15 protein-coding genes are annotated in these 17,017 nt (G+C 72.6%); 6 read left to right on the top strand and 9 right to left on the bottom strand.

Annotated features, from left to right (window positions below; all coding sequences use genetic code 11):
- Positions 1–22: 22 nt before the first annotated feature.
- A complete protein-coding gene (pruA, locus tag OG948_RS28435) occupies positions 23–1,651 on the bottom strand; it encodes an L-glutamate gamma-semialdehyde dehydrogenase (RefSeq protein ID WP_406299166.1) in 1,629 nt (542 codons plus the stop codon).
- 260 nt (positions 1,652–1,911) lie between these two features.
- On the opposite strand from pruA, the gene OG948_RS28430 reads away from it, so the two are divergent.
- Positions 1,912–3,501 carry a PucR family transcriptional regulator gene (locus tag OG948_RS28430; RefSeq protein ID WP_406299165.1) on the top strand — a complete coding sequence of 530 codons (1,590 nt, stop codon included), beginning with the start codon at positions 1,912–1,914 and terminating at the stop codon, positions 3,499–3,501.
- 126 nt (positions 3,502–3,627) lie between these two features.
- On the opposite strand, the gene OG948_RS28425 is transcribed toward OG948_RS28430, so the two are convergent.
- On the bottom strand, positions 3,628–4,419 hold the full coding sequence (locus OG948_RS28425; RefSeq protein ID WP_395859505.1) for an SDR family NAD(P)-dependent oxidoreductase: 792 nt from the start codon (positions 4,417–4,419) through the stop codon (positions 3,628–3,630).
- A 396-nt stretch (positions 4,420–4,815) separates the two neighbouring features.
- On the opposite strand from OG948_RS28425, the gene OG948_RS28420 reads away from it, so the two are divergent.
- The gene (locus tag OG948_RS28420; protein WP_406299164.1) at positions 4,816–5,079 is read left to right on the top strand and encodes a hypothetical protein; all 264 of its coding nucleotides are present in this window, start codon (positions 4,816–4,818) and stop codon (positions 5,077–5,079) included.
- A complete protein-coding gene (locus OG948_RS28415; protein ID WP_406299163.1) occupies positions 5,076–5,321 on the top strand; it encodes a hypothetical protein in 246 nt (81 codons plus the stop codon). Before OG948_RS28420 ends, OG948_RS28415 begins: the two co-directional genes overlap by 4 nt.
- 84 nt (positions 5,322–5,405) lie before the next feature.
- On the opposite strand, the gene OG948_RS28410 is transcribed toward OG948_RS28415, so the two are convergent.
- The 4 genes from OG948_RS28410 to OG948_RS28395 all read right to left on the bottom strand — a co-directional run bounded on the left by OG948_RS28410 (position 5,406) and on the right by OG948_RS28395 (position 11,417).
- A complete protein-coding gene (locus OG948_RS28410) occupies positions 5,406–6,566 on the bottom strand; it encodes an acyl-CoA dehydrogenase family protein (RefSeq protein WP_406300359.1) in 1,161 nt (386 codons plus the stop codon).
- A gap of 164 nt (positions 6,567–6,730) precedes the next feature.
- On the bottom strand, positions 6,731–7,723 hold the full coding sequence (locus OG948_RS28405) for a hydroxymethylglutaryl-CoA lyase (protein ID WP_406299162.1): 993 nt from the start codon (positions 7,721–7,723) through the stop codon (positions 6,731–6,733).
- A complete protein-coding gene (locus OG948_RS28400) occupies positions 7,723–9,801 on the bottom strand; it encodes an acetyl/propionyl/methylcrotonyl-CoA carboxylase subunit alpha (protein WP_406299161.1) in 2,079 nt (692 codons plus the stop codon). Before OG948_RS28400 ends, OG948_RS28405 begins: the two co-directional genes overlap by 1 nt.
- A gap of 11 nt (positions 9,802–9,812) precedes the next feature.
- Entirely contained in the window at positions 9,813–11,417 is a 1,605-nt protein-coding gene (locus OG948_RS28395; protein WP_406299160.1) for a carboxyl transferase domain-containing protein, read from the bottom strand.
- 77 nt (positions 11,418–11,494) lie between these two features.
- Between OG948_RS28395 and OG948_RS28390 the strand changes: the two genes are divergently transcribed.
- The gene (locus OG948_RS28390) at positions 11,495–12,055 is read left to right on the top strand and encodes a TetR/AcrR family transcriptional regulator (protein WP_395859511.1); all 561 of its coding nucleotides are present in this window, start codon (positions 11,495–11,497) and stop codon (positions 12,053–12,055) included.
- Positions 12,056–12,184: 129 nt separating this feature from the next.
- Here the strand turns inward: OG948_RS28390 and OG948_RS28385 are convergent, their stop codons facing one another.
- The 3 genes from OG948_RS28385 to OG948_RS28375 form a co-directional block, all read right to left on the bottom strand.
- Positions 12,185–12,694: a hypothetical protein gene (locus tag OG948_RS28385; protein ID WP_406299159.1), complete on the bottom strand. Its 510-nt coding sequence runs from the start codon at positions 12,692–12,694 to the stop codon at positions 12,185–12,187.
- A 212-nt stretch (positions 12,695–12,906) separates the two neighbouring features.
- Positions 12,907–13,563, bottom strand: coding sequence for an alpha-ketoglutarate-dependent dioxygenase AlkB family protein (locus tag OG948_RS28380; RefSeq protein WP_406299158.1), 657 nt, complete (start codon positions 13,561–13,563; stop codon positions 12,907–12,909).
- A 19-nt stretch (positions 13,564–13,582) separates the two neighbouring features.
- Complete coding sequence (locus OG948_RS28375; protein ID WP_406299157.1) at positions 13,583–14,407, bottom strand: enoyl-CoA hydratase family protein; 825 nt, start codon at positions 14,405–14,407, stop codon at positions 13,583–13,585.
- Positions 14,408–14,751: 344 nt separating this feature from the next.
- Here OG948_RS28375 and OG948_RS28370 point away from each other — a divergent pair, with 344 nt between their 5' ends.
- Positions 14,752–15,477: a response regulator transcription factor gene (locus OG948_RS28370; protein WP_406299156.1), complete on the top strand. Its 726-nt coding sequence runs from the start codon at positions 14,752–14,754 to the stop codon at positions 15,475–15,477.
- Positions 15,477–16,871: a sensor histidine kinase gene (locus OG948_RS28365; RefSeq protein WP_406299155.1), complete on the top strand. Its 1,395-nt coding sequence runs from the start codon at positions 15,477–15,479 to the stop codon at positions 16,869–16,871. Before OG948_RS28370 ends, OG948_RS28365 begins: the two co-directional genes overlap by 1 nt.
- The last annotated feature ends 146 nt before the right edge of the window (positions 16,872–17,017 follow it).

Raw genomic sequence — 17,017 nt, 5'->3', positions numbered from 1 at the left:
CGAAATACCGGTGGGGTGAGGGTCAGCCCATGTGCGGGTAGCGGTGGTCCGTCGCCGGGACGAACGTCTCCTTGATCGAGCGCGAGCTGGTCCAGCGCATCAGGTTCTGCATCGCACCGGCCTTGTCGTTGGTGCCGGACGCGCGCCCACCGCCGAACGGCTGCTGACCCACCACCGCACCGGTGGGACGGTCGTTGATGTAGAAGTTGCCCGCCGCGAACCGCAGCACGTGCGCGGTGTGCGCGATCGCCTCGCGGTCCTGCGCGATCACCGCGCCGGTGAGGCCGTACGCGGACACCGACTCCATCTGGGCGAGCATCGTGTCGTAGGCGTCGTCCTCGTAGACGTGCACGGCCAGGATCGGGCCGAAGTACTCGTCCTTGAAGATGTCGTGGTCGGCGTTCGCCGAGACCAGCACGGTGGGTCGGACGAACCAGCCGACGCTGTCGTCGTAGCTGCCGCCCGCGGCGACCTCGACCGTGTCGTCGGCGTGCGCGCGGTCGATCGCGGCCTTGTTCTTGGCGAACGCGCGCTCGTCGATGACCGCGCCCAGGAAGTGGCTCAGATCGGTGACGTCGCCCATCGACAGCCCGTCGACGGTGGCCAGGAAGTCGTCCTTGAAGCCGGATTCCCAGATCGAGCGCGGAATGTAGGCGCGCGAGGCGGCCGAGCACTTCTGGCCCTGGTACTCGAACGCGCCGCGCACCAGCGCCGTGCGCAGCACGTCGTGGTCGGCGCTGGGGTGCGCGACCACGAAGTCCTTGCCGCCGGTCTCGCCGACGATCCGCGGGTAGGTGCGGTAGCCGGCGATGTTCTCGCCGACCGTGCGCCACAGGTGCTGGAAGGTCGCGGTGGATCCGGTGAAGTGGATGGCCGCGAGCGCGGGGTGCGCGAGCGCGACCTCGGAGACCGCGATGCCGTCGCCGGTGACCAGGTTGATCACACCGGCCGGGAGTCCGGCCTCCTCCAGCAGGCGCATCAGCAGTACGGCCGAGAGGGTCTGGGTGGGCGAGGGCTTCCAGACCACCACGTTGCCCATCAGCGCCGGCGCGGTGGGCAGGTTGCCCGCGATGGCGGTGAAGTTGAACGGGGTGATCGCGTAGACGAAGCCCTCCAGCGGCCGGTGGTCCGTGCGGTTCCACACGCCCGGGCTGCTGATCGGCTGCTCGGCCAGCACCCGGCGGGCGAACTGCACGTTGAAGCGCCAGAAGTCGATCAGCTCACAGGAGGAGTCGACCTCGGCCTGCTGCGCGTTCTTGCCCTGGCCCAGCATGGTCGCGGCGGCGAGGGTCTCGCGCCACGGGCCGGCGAGCAGGTCGGCGGCCTTGAGGAAGATCGCCGCGCGGTCGTCGAAGGACAGGTCGCGCCACGCCGGCGCGGCGGCCAGGGCCGCGTCGATCGCGTCCCGGGCGTCCTGGGTGCCGGCGTGCGCGAAGGTGCCCAGGCGCGCGCCGTGGTTGTGCGGTTGCACCACGTCCGTGCGCTCACCGGAGCCCATCCGGCGCGCGCCGCCGATGGTTATCGGGAGGTCGATCGGGGCCGCGGCCAGTTCCTTGAGCTTCGCTTCGAGGCGGGCCCGCGCGGGCGTGCCGGGGGCGTAGTCGTGTGCCGGCTCGTTGACCGGGGCGGGGACCTGGGTCACAGCGTCCAAAACGGCGCTCCTCTTCGGTGATCCGATGATCGGTGATCGATCCGAATGTTCGGATGATCGACGTGTTCGGCGATCCGGGTGGTCTCGGCGTTCGGCGGTCCGGGTGAGCGGTGCTTCGCCGGACGCCTGATCCACGCCGAGATCGGGCATGCCTCTCGACCCCAACGCTAGGCCGGACTCGGCCTCGGGTGTTTATCCGATCGGTTAAACTCGAAACACCCAACTTGGCTCATCGGCCAACATTCCCGAAGGGGTCGAAAGTGGCCGAAACCGGCGTCCCGCTGCGTGAACTGCTGGCTGCTCTGGGCGGCCCGGTCGGCGACGGCCCGGTCCGGGTCGCGGCGGCGGCCGGCGGCCTGGAGGGCCTGGTCCGGCACGTGTCGATCCTCGACCCGGAGGAGGAGCCGCACACGATGCCGGGCGACCTGCTCCTGGCGGTCGGCCTGCGCGGCCGGGCGGCGGCGGGCACGGTGCGCGCGGCGGGCGCGGCCGGCGCGACGGCGGTCGCGGTCAAGGGCGAACACGCGGCGCTGCGCGAGGTCGCCGACACGGCGGGCGTGGTGTTGCTCTCGGTACGCCCGGAGGCCCGCTGGGAGCAGGTGGCCGCGCTCGCGCACGCCGCGCTGGACGAACGCCCGGACGCCGAACCGCCGGACGGCGGCGACCTGTTCTCGCTCGCCCAGACCACCGCGATGCTCACCGGCGGCGGGGTCAGCATCGAGGACAGCGCCAACCGCGTGCTCGCCTACTCGCGCGCGACCGGGCCGGACGAGGCCGACGAACTGCGCCGGTTGTCCATCCTGGGCTGGCAGGGGCCGGAGGAGTACATGGCCCGGCTGCGCGACTGGGGCGTCTTCCACCGGCTGCGCACCACGGCCGAGGTGATCGCCGTCGAGGAGCGCCCCGATCTGGGCATCCGCCGCCGACTGGCGGTCGGCGTGCACGCGGGTGGGCGCTGGCTGGGCACGATCTGGGTGCAGGAGGGCCGGCAGCCGCTCGCCGAGCGGGCGGCCGAGGTGCTGCTCGGCGCGGCGCGGGTGGCCACGCTGCACCTGGTCCGGCGGCGTACCCGGCTGCCCGCCGAGGCCGGGGTGACCCGGGAGAACGTCGCGGGCCTGCTCACCGGCGCCGTCGCGGCCCGGACCGCCGGCACCCAGTTGGGCCTGGATCCGGTGCGGCCGGTGCAGGTCCTGGGCTTCACCGTGCGCGCGAGCAGGCCGGACGAGCCGTCCCAGGAGTTGGCCCGGACCGAACTGGCCAACCTGGTCTCGGTGTACGCGGCGGCCCGGCACAGCCACGCGCACGTCGCGCCGCTGGGCGCGCGGCTGTACGTACTGCTGTCCGCGCCGCCGGCCGAGTCGGTGGTGCTCGGTTGGGCGCACGAGATCGCCGAGGCGGCGCACGGCCACCTGGACCTGGCGGTACGCGGCGCCGTCGGCGACCCGGCGCCGAGCCTGGCCCGCACGGTGGCGGCCCGGGAATCGGTCGACCGGGTCCTGGACGCGATGGCGGCGGGCGGTGTGTCGGCCGAGGTCGCGGCCCTGTCCGAGGTCCGCCCGGCGGTGCTGTACGGCGAGGTCCAGGCGCTGTTGACCGACCGGCGACACATCCGCGATCCCCGGCTGAACGCGCTGCGCGCGCACGACGCCGAGCACGGCACCGAGTACACCGGCTCGGTGCTGGCCTGGCTGGACGCGCTGGGCGACGTGCGGGCCGCGGCGGCGGCCCTGCACATCCATCCCAACACGCTGCGCTATCGGATCCGCCGGGCCGGCGAACTGACCGGGCTGGACTGGACCGACCCCAAGACCCGGCTGCTCGCCGCGCTGCTGCTGCGGTTGCCGGAGTGAGGCACGCGGATCGCGGTCGGCCCGCCGGGTGAGCCACGCCTCGCGGTCGGCCCTCCGGGTGAGCCGCGCCTGGCGGTCGGTTCGCCGCGTGAGCCGCGCCTGGCGGTCGGTTCGCCGGCGCGGCGCTCAGACCCTGATGCCCAGTTCGGCCAGCAGGTCCAGGCTCACGTACTCGCCGCCGGTCCGCGACGCCGGGCCGTCGCACAGTTCCAGGGTCGCGGAGACCATCTGGTCCATGGTCTCGATCTGATCGGGTCGCAACTGCCCGCCGACCAATTCCTCCGCGCCCTCGCTGAGCACCGCGGCCCGCGGCTCGATCGTGTTCACCCGGATCCCGGTCCCGTACAGCTCCGCGGCCAGCGCGTTGGTGATCCGGTTCAACGCGGCCTTGGACGCCCCGTACACCGCGGTCTTGGTGCCCAGCACGCCCAGTTCGAACGGCGGCCCCGCCCACGGCCGCGCGGTGCCGCTGGTCACGTTCACGATCCAGCCCTCGCCGCGCGTGGCCATCGCGGGCACCACGGCCTGACACAACTCCATCGGCGCGAGCACGTTGACCTCGAAGTGCAGCCGCGCCCGTCGTTGCGGATACACCCGCAACGACGCGTACGAGGCCATCGCCGCGTTGTTGACCAGGATGTCGATCGGCCCGCCGAGCCCCTCCTCGGCGGCCGGGACGATCCTGGCCCGCTGCCCCTCGTCGGACAGGTCGGCCACCACCACCGCGCTGCGCCGCCCGTGCCGGGCGATCAGCGTCTCGGTCCGCTCCAACGACCCGGCCAGGTTGCCCTGTCGCAACGTACGCGCGGTCACCGCCACATCGGCTCCCTCGGCCGCGAGCCGCACCGCCAACGCCGCCCCGATTCCCCTGCTGGCCCCGGTGATCAAAGCTCTACGTCCCTCGAACCGCTTGGCCACGGCGTCCCTCCCCTGGTCCCGGACAACTGCCTGCCCGCCACCATCCTCACAACAGTGGACTAGGTCAACCATCAGAACGCGAAATCCCACCTTCCGGAATCCCCGGTTCGACCGGCGTCCGCCCGGTCGCGGGCACGAGCGCCGAGCCGCCCACGGGTTGGGAGCGATCTCACTGTCAGCCGTCGTACGGCTACCGCTCGACGGCCGTCTCAGGAGGCCGGCCACCCGGCTGTCGTTCGGATGATCGTCGGTACTCGGGGGGAGAGATACGTCGGCGCCCCGGCACGTCGCGGGGGCGCGCACCGGGGTGGTGTGTGGTCCTTTGGTGCGCGCCCGCTGTCGGGCGGGGACCGCGCGATGCCATTCTGGAGGGCCCATCGCGAGCAGGAGGCCGCCATGCCCAGAACCACCGTCGTCCGTGGCGAGCGCATCGAGCTGCCGAATACGCTCGCCGAGATCCGGGCCGCCCTCCCCGAGGACCGTCGCGACGAGTTCGACAAGGTCATCTACGAGACCCCGCTCGATCGGCTCGAACGCGACGCCATCCTGCACTGGGCGCTTCCTCCGGAGGCCCAGGAGGACGACGAGGCCGTGCACGAGCGTCTCAAGGCCGGCGACTTCGGCGACTGCGTGGACCGAGACGGGAACGCGATCACATGAGCTATCGCGTGCAATACACGAATGAGGCCGAAGACGGCCTCAAACCCCTGTCCTCCGGGCAGATCCGGGCCTTCAAGAACGCCGTGGACTCGTCCCTCGGCCGCGACCCCTACGGGTCCGGCTCCGTGCAGGTCGGCGGCGACCGAGACCGCCGGGAAACCACGATCTCCGGGGTGTTCGTCCGCTACACGATCAGCGCCGGAGTCCTCGTCGTCACCATCACCCGCGCCGTCTCGCTGTGAAGCCGCCCATCCGCCCAGCACACTGACGCCGACCCGCCGGGACGACGTGCGTCCCGGAAGGTCGGCCCCGATGTCCCGCCGCGGTCAGCGCGGCAGGCCCAGTTCGCGGGCGATCAGCATGCGCTGGACCTCGCTGGTGCCCTCGCCGATCTCCAGGATCTTGGCGTCGCGCCAGAAGCGGGCCACCGGGTACTCGTTCATGAAGCCGTAGCCGCCGTGGATCTGGGTGGCGTCGCGGGCGTTGTCCACCGCGCTCTCCGAGCTGTAGAGCTTGGCCAGCGCGGCCTCCTTCTTGAACCGCTCGCCGTGCACCAGCAGCGAGGCGGCGTGCCGCCAGGCCAACCGGGAGTTGTGCGCGCGCAGTTCCATGTCCGCGAGCTTGAAGGCGATCGCCTGGTTGGCGCCGATCGGGCGGCCGAAGGCCTCACGTTCGCCGGCGTAGCGCACCGACTCGTCCACGCAACCCTGCGCCAACCCGGTGGCCAGCGCCGCGATGGCCACCCGGCCCTCGTCCAGGATGGACAGGAACTGGGCGTAGCCCCGGCCGCGTTCGCCGAGCAGGTTCTCGGCCGGGACGCGCACGTCCTCGAAGGACAGCTCACGGGTGTCCGAGCAGTTCCAGCCGACCTTGGAGTACGGCGGCGCGACGGTGAAGCCCTTGGTGCCGGCGGGCACGATGATCGTGCTGATCTCCTTGCCGCCGCCGGCCTTGGTGCCGGTGACCGCGGTGACCGTGACGAAACCGGTGATGTCGGTGCCGGAGTTGGTGATGAAGCATTTGCCGCCGTTGATCACCCACTCCCCCGTCGCCTCGTCCAGGCGCGCGGTGGTGCGCGTGGCGCCGGCGTCCGAGCCGCCGCCGGGCTCGGTCAGGCCGAAGGCGCCGAGCATCTCGCCGCTGGTCAGCTTGGGCAGCCAGGTCTCCTTCTGCTCCTTGGTGCCGAACCGGTGGATCGGCATCGCGCCCAGCGACACGGCCGCCTCCAGCGTGATCGCGACCGAGGAGTCGACCCGGGCCAGCTCTTCGAGCACCAGGCCCAGCGCGAGGTAGTCGCCGCCCATGCCGCCGTACTCCTCCGGGAACGGCAGCCCGAACAGGCCCATCCGGCCCATCTCGCGCACGATCGTGTACGGGAATTCGTGCTTCTCGTACAGCTCGCCGATCGCGGGTGCGATCACTTCCTTGGCGAACTCGGCGACGGTGCGGCGCAGTTGCTCGTACTCGTCGTCGAGGCGGTGGTCCAACATGGGGCAGGCTCCCGGATTCGGTGGCGGGGCGGGTCGGCGCGCTCGTGGCGACACCGGTCCGTGGGTGGGTCGGTCGGTCGGCTGCGGGTGGGCAGTCGCCGGGGTGGGTCTTCGACGGCCCGGCGGGGATCTGAGGACCCGGCGGGGATCGAGGACCCGCCCTAGGAGGTCGGGTCGGTCAATACCAGGCCGTGGGCGTCCACCCGCTTGCCGGCGAGGGCCTGGACCGCGCGCGAGGGGCTGGGGCGGCCGAGCAGTTCGGCCATCCACACGCTGGTGGCCACCAGTGCGCCGAGGTCGACGCCGGTGTCGATGCCCAGGCCGTGCAACATCCAGACCAGGTCCTCGGTGGCCAGGTTGCCGGTGGCGCTCTCCGCGTACGGGCAACCGCCCAGGCCGCCCGCCGAGGCGTCCACCGTGGTCACCCCGAAGCGCAGCGCCGCCAGCGTGTTGGCCAGCGCCTGGCCGTAGCTGTCGTGGAAGTGCACGGCGATCCGCTCGGCCGGGACACCGGCCTCGACGAAGGCGGTCAGCAGCGCGGTGACGTGTCCGGGCGTGGCGACACCGATCGTGTCGCCCAGGCTGAGCTGCGAACAGCCCATCTCGACGAGGGCCTTGCCGACCCGGACCACCTGGTCGAGCGGGACCGGGCCCTCCCACGGATCGCCCCAGCACATGGACAGGTAGCCGCGGGTGTCGATGCCGGCGGCGCCGGCCCGCTCGACCACCGGGCGGAACATGTCCAGCGATTCGGCCACCGTGCGGTTGAGGTTGCGTCGGGCGAACGTCTCGGTGGCGCTGCCGAACACCGCGATCCGCCGCGCGCCCAACTCCAGCGCGCGGTCGAAGCCGCGTTCGTTGGGCACCAGGACCGGCAGCCGGCGATCGGCCGTCGCGATCTCGGCGTCCGCGAGGACCGCCGCGAACACCTCGGCGGCATCCGCGAGTTGGGGCACCCACTTGGGCGGGACGAAGCTGGTCACCTCGATCGTGCCCAGACCGGCCCGGGCCAGCCGGCGGACGAACTCCACCTTGGCCTCGGTGGGCACCACGCCCGACTCGTTCTGGAGTCCGTCGCGCGCGCCCACCTCGTGGATGAACACCCGTTCCGGCAGCCCGGATTCGCGGTGGGTATCCGGCAACTGTCGCGTCATCAGGCCTTCGCCTCCCGGTCGAGCGGCACCTCGGGCGGCATCCCGTCGAGCGGCACGGCCGGCGCCCCGCCGATCGGTGCGTCGAGCGCCCCGCCGATCGGCACGTCGAGCGCCCCGTCGAGCGGCGCCGCCGGCGCCTCGGCCACCACCAGCGCCAGCGTCTGGTCCATCGCCACCGACGCGCCGGCCGATACACCGATCTCGGTGACCACGCCGTCGAAGGGCGCGGTCAGCGCGTGCTCCATCTTCATCGCCTCCACCACGACCACGGTCTGGCCGCGGGTGACCCGGTCGCCGACCGCGGCCTTGACCACGGTCACCGTGCCGGGCATCGGCGAGGTCAGCGCGCCACTGGCCGCCGCGCCGCCGGCCGCCTCGGCCCGTACGGTGTCCACCTCGCTCACCCGCCAGGTGTCCGGGCCGTACGCCAGCCAGCGCACCCCGGACGACTCGGCGGCGTAGTCGAAGCGCTTGGTCAGCCCGTCGTGGGCGACCACGAGCCCGCCCGGCACGACCCGCACCGACGCGGGCACCGGCGGGCCGCCGTTCACCGAGACCTCGCCGTCGCGCACCCGAACCTCGATCGGCTCGCCCGGCCCGATCCGCAACACGTGCGTGTCCCAGGCCGGCCCGCCGACCCGCCACCCGGTCTGCGCCGAGAACGGGTCCACCCAGCCGGTGCCGGTGATCCGCTCGGCGCGCGCCGCCAGCGCCGCCGCGACCGCCACCTCGGGTGGCGCCGGCCGGCCGGTCAGGTCGTCGGTCCTGGCCTCGACCAAGCCGGTGTCCAGGTCGCCCGCGAGCACCGCCGGGTCGCCCAACAGGCGGTACAGGAAGCCCAGGTTGGTGGTCACGCCCAACACCCGGGTCTGCGCGAGGGCCGCCCGCAGTCGGGTGATCGCCGTCGCGCGGTCGTCGCCGTACGCGATCACCTTCGCCAGCATCGGGTCGTAGGAGCTGCCGATCTCGCCGCCCTCGCGCAGCCCGGAGTCCACCCGGACGCCCTCCAGGTCCGGCTCACACACCGTCAGCACCCGTCCACCGGTGGGCAGGAAGCCCCGATCGGGGTCCTCGGCGTAGATCCGCGCCTCGACGGCGTGGCCGTGCATCGACACGTCGGACTTGCCGATCGCGGCACCGGCGGCGACCCGCAGTTGGCTCTCCACCAGGTCGACCCGGGTGACCAGTTCGGTCACCGGGTGCTCGACCTGGAGGCGGGTGTTCATCTCCATGAAGTAGAACGAGTCGGGATTCTCGGCCGGCACGATGAACTCGATGGTGCCCGCGCCCACGTAGCCGCAGGCCTTGGCCGCGCGCACGGCGGCGGCGCCCATCTCGGCCCGGGTGTCCGGGTCCAGCAGCGCGGACGGGGCCTCCTCGATGATCTTCTGGTGCCGGCGCTGCAGGCTGCACTCGCGTTCGCCCAGGTGCACGACGGTGCCGTGGGTGTCCGCGAGCACCTGGATCTCGATGTGCCGGGGGCGCTCGATCCAGCGCTCGATCAGCAGCGTGTCGTCGCCGAACGCGCCCTTGGCCTGCCGGCGGGCCGCCGCGATCTCGTCCGCGAGCAGCGCGCCGTCGTGCACCAGGCGCATGCCCTTGCCGCCACCGCCCGCCGACGGCTTGATCAACACCGGGAAGCCGATCTCCCGGGCGATGTCCGCGAGTTCGCCGTCGGACATGCCGGCCGCGCCACCGCCCGGCACCACCGGGACACCGTAGGCCGCGACCGTCTCCTTGGCCCGGATCTTGTCGCCCATCAGCTCGATCACCGCCGCCGGCGGTCCGACGAAGGCCAGCCCCGCCCGCTCGACGGCGGCGGCGAACGCGGCGTTCTCGGACAGGAATCCGTAGCCGGGGTGGATCGCCCGAGCACCGGATCGCAGCGCCGCGGCGACCACCGCGTCGCCGTCCAGATAGCCGGGCACCTCGACCGCCATGTCGGCCTCGCGCACATGCCGCGCGTCCGCGTCGTCCGGCGCGTACACGGTGATCGCGCGCACGCCCAGTCGGCGCAGCGTGCGAATCACCCGGACCGCGATCTCGCCTCGGTTGGCGACCAGTACAGCCTCGAACACGTCGTGACCCCTCACATCCGGAACAGACCGAACCGCGGCTCGGCCAGCGGCGCGTTCCCACACGCCGTCAGCGCCAGCCCCAGTACGGTGCGAGTGTCGAGCGGGTCGATGATCCCGTCGTCCCACAGCCGCGCGGTCGCGTAGTAGGCGTTGCCCTGGCGCTCGTACTGGTCGCGGATCGGCTGCTTGAACTCCTCCTCGCCGGACCAGCTCTCGCCGCGCGCCTCGATCTGGTCGCGCTTGACCGTGGCGAGCACGGTCGCGGCCTGCTCGCCGCCCATCACCGAGATCTTGGCGGTGGGCCACATCCACAGAAAGCGCGGACTGTACGCGCGGCCGCACATCGAGTAGTTGCCCGCGCCGTGCGAGCCGCCGATCACCACGGTCAGCTTGGGCACGCGCGTGGTGGCCACGGCGGTCACCATCTTGGCGCCGTGCTTGGCGATGCCGCCGTGTTCGTAGTCCTTGCCGACCATGAAGCCGGTGATGTTCTGCAGGAACACCAGCGGCACTCCGCGCTGGTCGCACAGTTCGATGAAGTGCGCGCCCTTGACCGCGGATTCGGCGAACAGGATGCCGTTGTTGGCGACGATGCCCACCGGGTGGCCGTGGATCCGGGCGAAGCCGGTGACCAGCGTGGTGCCGTACTCGCCCTTGAACTCGTGAAAGCGCGAGCCGTCGACGATCCGGGCGATCACCTCGCGCACGTCGTAGGGCGTGCGCGCGTCCGGCGGCACCACCCCGTAGAGCCCGGCCGGATCGACCGCAGGGGGCTCGATCTCGCGTACGTCCCAGGGCAGTCGCGGCCGGGCGCCGAGCGTGTTGACGATGTCGCGGACGATCCGCAGCGCGTCCTTGTCGTCGGCCGCGAGGTGGTCGACCACACCGGAGATCCGGGCGTGCACGTCGCCGCCGCCCAACTCCTCGGCACTGACCACCTCACCGGTGGCGGCCTTCACCAGCGGCGGGCCGCCGAGGAAGATCGTGCCCTGGTCGCGCACGATCACCGTCTCGTCGCTCATCGCCGGCACGTACGCGCCGCCGGCGGTGCACGAGCCGAGCACCGCGGAGATCTGCGGGATGCCCTTGGCGCTCATCCGCGCCTGGTTGAAGAAGATCCGGCCGAAGTGGTCCCGGTCCGGGAAGACCTCGTCCTGCATCGGCAGGAACGCGCCGCCGGAGTCGACCAGGTACAGGCACGGCAGCCGGTTCTCCAGCGCGATCTCCTGCGCGCGCAGGTGCTTCTTGACCGTCATCGGGTAGTACGTGCCGCCCTTGACGGTCGCGTCGTTGGCCGCGATCACGCACTCGCGTCCGGCCACCCGGCCGACGCCCGCGATGATTCCCGCCGCCGGCGCGTCGCCGCCGTACATCCCGTCGGCGGCCAGCGGCGCGATCTCCAGGAACGGCGTGCCCGGGTCGAGCAGCGCCTCCACCCGGTCGCGCGGCAGCAGTTTGCCGCGCGCGGTGTGCCGCTCCCGGGCGCGGTCGCCGCCGCCCAGGGCGGTGGTCGCCAGCCGGTCGCGCAGTTCGCCGACCGCGCGTTCGTGTGCCTCCGCGTTGGCCCGGTACGTCTTCGCCCCCGGGTCGGCGGCTGTGCCGAGCACGCTCTCCATGACACCGCCTCAAGTTAACCTGCGTTCACCTGCCCCCGAGGTTAACCACGGTTAATCCGAGTGTCTAGCATGGACACATGACCGTGAGCCGTCGAGACCAGATCCTGCAGGTGGCCGCCCGGCTGTTCGCCGAGCGCGGCTATCAGGGCGTGGGCATGGACGACATCGGCGCGGCGGTCGGGATCAGCGGCCCCGCGCTGTACAAGCACTTCCGGGGCAAGGAGGCGATGCTGACCGAGTTGCTGGTGGGCATCAGCGAGCAGCTCCTGGCCAGGGGGCTGGAGCGGGCCGCGATCGAGGACCCGGCGCGGGCCCTGGACGCGCTGATCGAGGGTCAGGTCGAGTTCGCGCTGCGTCACCCGGACCTGATCACGCTGCACGACCACGCGCTCAATCAGGTGCCGACGGCCGAGCGGCACCGGATCCGCCGGGTGCAGCGCGCGTACGTGGAGATCTGGGTCGAGGTCGCGCTCAAGGCCCATCCGGACCGCCTCGACGACCGCGAGGCGCGCGCCGCGGTGCACGCCGCCTTCGGCCTGATCAACTCGACCCCGCACACCCTGCGCACCCCGCAGCGCGTGCTGGCGCCGATGTTGCGGCGGATGGCCCTGGCCGCACTGGCCGCGGCGGCGGGATAGCCCGGGGCCGACCCGGGGCGAGTCTTCGACCCCGGCGCATCGGGCGTGTCTTCGGTCCCCGGCCGCCCCGGGCGTGGGCACCGACGCGCGCGTCGCGTTTCGGCTACGCGGATCCGTGCCGGATTTCGGCTACGCGGATCCGTACGGGATGTCCACCGCGTCGGTGCGGCCGGACCAGGCCAGGTCGAGATGCCAGCATCCCGGCGCGGGCAGGTCGATGTTGGACGGGCCGGGGCCGCCGATCACCTCGCGGGTGACGATGTCGCTGCCGCCGACCAGGGTCGCCTCGATCCGCAGCGTCCCACTCGGCCGCTCCGTGCCGTCGGGCCGCGGGCGCACCGCCCACAGGATCTTGCTCGGCCGGCCGGGCCTGGCCGGGGCCGTGTACGGATACCCGAGCAGGACCGCGACGATCTCGCCGCGCGCGCCGAACACATGCGGGGGCGCGGCGCCGGGCGCGAGGCCCACACGCGCCCACTCGGGTAACTCGCCGTGGTCGACGGCGGCCCCACACGGGCCGCTCCCGTGCGCCGGCGACGCGGACACCACCGCTCGGTAGTGCGCCGGCCCGCCGCACGCGACCAGGACCGACGCGCCCACGGCGAGGAGCGGACCGACCCGGCGGCGTCGCGGTGACATGGCGCTCCCAATGGCTCGTGTGGTCCGTCCGGTTCGGGCCGGCGGCGATGCCGCGCGATGGACCCGGGACTCCCGAGGAATCCGATGGGTGATCGATCGACTCCGCTCGGTGACTCGTACGAGCGTTCCCTTCCGGGGCGTGATCCGTCAACCCCGTCCCGAGGGAAGAGACGCCCGGCGCCGGACTCGGGGACGCCCCGGAGGCGCGGGCCTCACCCGTCGGGTCGGCCCGACGCCCGGATGGTGATGTTGAGCCGCCCGGCGGCCAACCCGGTGCTCGGATCGCCGGTGCCCGGGCGGATCCTGGGCACGCCGTGGTACGCGAGGCGGGACGGGCCGCCGAACACCACCAGGTCGCCGCCGCGCAGTTCCACGTCCGTCCACGGGCGGGTGCGGGTCTCGGTGTTGCCGAAGCGAAAGACGCACGTGTCGCCGATGCTCAGCGACACCACCGGGGCCGGCGACTCCTCGTCCGCGTCCCGATGCAGACCCATCCGCGCGTCCGCGTCGTAGAAGTTGACCAGGCCGATGTCGTACGGGTCGGCCGGGATCGAGCCGTACACCTCGGCCACCGCCCGCCGGGCCGCGTCGCCGAGCAGCGGCGGGAAGGGCTTGACCCGCTCGCCGGTCGGCAGTCGCTCGGTGTAGCGGTACGGCTCCCAATGCAGCCCCAGGCTCACGCTGCGCACGCTCATCACGCCGCCCGACGGCATCACCACGTGCCGCATGCCGGCCGGCGGCGCGGCCCACGACCGCGCCGCCACCACCAGTTCGCGCTGCTCGTCGAGCGAGAGCCAGTCCGGTACGTGCCATGCTCCCGGCGCGATCTCGACCCGCTCCCGGGGCAGCGGGAACAGTTCGCCGTTCACGCCGCGCGCCGCCTCCCGCTCATCCGGTCACCCACTTCGGCTTGCGCTTGTCCCGGAAGGCCGCCATGCCCTCGGTCGCGTCGGGCGAGGCGAACAACTCGGCGGAACGCCGCGCGAGCGCCTGGCCGTCGCGGTCGAAGCCCGCCCGTACCGCGCCGGTGGTGAGCTTCTTGGACTCGATCAGGCCCTGTCGCGAGCACAGCCGGAACGAGGCGACCAGCGCGGCGACCGCGTCGTCCGCGCCGCCGACGCCGTCCACCGCGCGGGTGAGCAGCCCGATCCGCTCGGCCTCCACACCGTCGAACACGTCGCCGGTGAGGAAGTATCGCGACACCGAGCGCGGGTCCATCCGCGGCGCCGTGGTCAACGAGATCACCGCAGGGCTGAGCCCCAGCCGCGCCTCGGTGAACGCGAAGGTGGCCTGTGCGGGCGCGATCGCCAGGTCCGCCGCGCCGACCAGGCCGATCCCGCCCGCGCGCGCGTTGCCCCGCAGGTGCGCGACCACCGGCACCGGTACCTCGACCACCAGCCGCAGCAGCGCGAGCAGTTGCTCGGCGCCGTGCGCCATGCCGCCCGCGGCGGCCTCGCGCAGGTCCATGCCCGAACAGAAGGTCGGCCCGGTGTGGGTGAGCACCACCGCGCGCACCCGCTCGTCCACGCCGGCCTCGGCGAGGTGGTGGCGCAGCCGGGCCACCAGGCGCGCGGACAACGCGTTGCGGTTGGCCGGCGAATCCAGCGTGATGGTGGCGATTCCGTCGTCCAGGCTCATCCGCACCGGGTCGTCGGTGGTGGGCGGGTGCGTCGGCTCGGCGTCCGGGTTGCTGCGTACCGGCTCGGCGTCCACGGTTCTCCTCCGGGTTCGGGGCGGTTCGGCGCGACGATCGGGGTCACCCGTGCCGCGCGGGGCCGGCGCCGCGGCGGGCATGGTTGCCGTCGCGATACCGGTCCCGTGGCCCTGGGGGCCTGTCTTCGGACCCCCCTCGGAGGACTGAGGACACGCCCTAGATCCTCACATGAGCGGGTCATCCGCGACCGAACGGCGTCGCTTTCATGTTCCTTTCATGTCCGGCGCGCACATTGGTACGACACGCTTTGTGCCGAGTCCACACGGAGGGTGTCCGCGTGCGACCGTGGGGCGACCCGCAGTAACCGGTCCCCCGGGATCCGCCGAATCAAGGAGTCGCCGCCATGACGCCCGCCGCCGACACCGGAACGCCGCACATCCTCGTCGTCGACGACGAACCCGCCGTTCGCGAGGCACTCGAGTCCAGCCTGCGCTTCGAGGGCTACCGGGTCACCCTCGCCGACGAGGGAGTGGCCGCGCTCACCGCGATCGCCGGCGACGAGCCGGACCTGGTCCTGTTGGACGTGCTGATGCCGCGGATGGACGGTCTCACCGCGTGCCGGCGACTACGCGCGCGCGGCGACACGCTCCCGGTGCTGATGCTCACCGCGCGCGACGCGGTCGGGGACCGGGTCACCGGGCTCGACGCGGGCGCGGACGACTACCTGGTGAAGCCGTTCGAGTTGGACGAACTGCTGGCCCGGGTACGGGCGCTGCTGCGCCGCAGCGCGATGTCCGGGCCGAGCGAATCGGCCGACGACGCGCTCTCCTTCGCCGACCTGCGGATGGACACCGCCTCGCGCGAGGTCACCCGGGCGGGCAAGCCGATCGACCTGACCCGAACGGAGTACACCCTGCTGGAGTTGTTGCTCACCCATCCGCGCCAGGTGCTGACCCGGGAGCAGATCCTGCGCAACGTCTGGGGGTTCGACTTCGAACCCGCGTCCAACTCGCTCGACGTGTACGTGATGTACCTGCGCCGCAAGACCGAGGCGGGCGGCCTGCCCCGGCTGGTGCACACGGTGCGCGGTGTCGGCTACGTGCTGCGCGTGGCGGAGACGCCGGCCTGATGCACCGTCACCTGCCGCTGCGCGCCCGCCTGGCGCTGCTCACCGCGCTCGCCGTCGCCCTCGCCGTCGCGGCGGCGGCGGTGACCTGCTGGGTGCTGACGCGCAATCAACTGCGCGAGCAGATGGACCGCACACTGGCCACCACCGGCACACCGTTCCTGAATCCGCGCGGTGGGATCAGCTCCACCATCGCGGAAATCTGCGGCCGGCCCGCTCCGCCGTTCCAGCGCGGCCTGTTGACCTACCAGGTGATCAGGGCGGACGGGTGGTCCTGCACTCAACTGGGCACCAGCACCGACCCGGTGGCCCCGGTCCCGGTGAGCGAGGACGACAAGGCGGTCGCGGCGGGCGGCAAGCAGGTGACGTTCCACGACGCGACCACCAAGGACGGGAAGCACGTCCGGGTGATGACCCAGCGGGTGAGCCGGGACACGGCGGTGTCGGTGTCCCGGCCGCTCGGCGAGATCGAGAGCTCGTTGGACAGCCTCGCCATGTGGCTGGTGGTGGTGAGCGCGATCGGCGTCGTGGGCGCCGCGACCCTGGGCCTGTTGGTTGCCCGGGCCGCGCTCAAGCCGGTGGACCGGCTCACCGAGGCGGCCGAACACGTGGCCCGCACCGAGGACCTGGACACCGTGATCCCGATCGCGGGCAAGGACGAGATCGCGCGCCTGGGCCGCTCGTTCAACGCGATGACCGCGTCGCTCAAGGCGTCCCGGCTGCGTCAGCAGCGGTTGATCGCCGACGCGGGACACGAACTGCGCACACCGCTGACGTCGTTGCGCACCAATACCGACCTGCTGCTGCGCAGCGAGCAGACCGGGCGGCCGATCCCGACCGCCGACAAGGAGCGCCTGCTGCACAACGTCAAGGCGCAACTGGTCGAACTCTCCGACCTGGTCGGCGATCTGCTGCTGCTGGCCCGGCCGGAGCAGGTGCCCAACACACCGCCGACCACCACCGCCGCGCTGCACACCGCGGTCGAACGCGCAGTGGGGCGGGCCAGGTTGCGTGCGCCCGACGCGCGGATCGAGGTGGACATCAGTCCCTGGTTCGTGCGCGGTGAACCCGCCTCGCTGGAGCGGGCGGTGGTCAACCTGCTGGACAACGCGCTCAAGTTCGGCGGCGCCGAGGGGGAGGCGAGCGTCGAGGTCCGGCTCGAGGACGGCGAACTCACCGTGCGCGACCACGGCCCCGGCATCGCCGAAGCGGACGTGCCGTATGTGTTCGAACGCTTCTGGCGCGCGCCCGCGGCTCGCGGCCTGCCCGGTTCCGGTCTCGGTCTGGCCATCGTGGCCCGCACCACCGCCGACGCGGGCGGCACGGTGGCCCTCGAACCCGCCGAAGACGGGCCCGGCACGATCGCCCGCCTCCGCCTCCCGGGCACATTGAGCTGACCGGATCACCTCCGGGCGGAACTCCGGGTCGTGCAAAGCGAGGCGGACCGGGGTTCCGGAAGTGGTGCATGCCCGCGCGGCGACCGCGCTGCCCACCCGGCTCCATGGCCCCGGCGAACACGACCCCACCGACGCCCCTGGGCCGC

This window comes from Embleya sp. NBC_00888, assembly GCF_045207655.1.
Classification (GTDB): domain Bacteria; phylum Actinomycetota; class Actinomycetes; order Streptomycetales; family Streptomycetaceae; genus Embleya.
The sequence above is the reverse complement of the archived record's forward strand: the minus strand, read 5'-3'. Positions and strand labels throughout refer to the sequence as shown.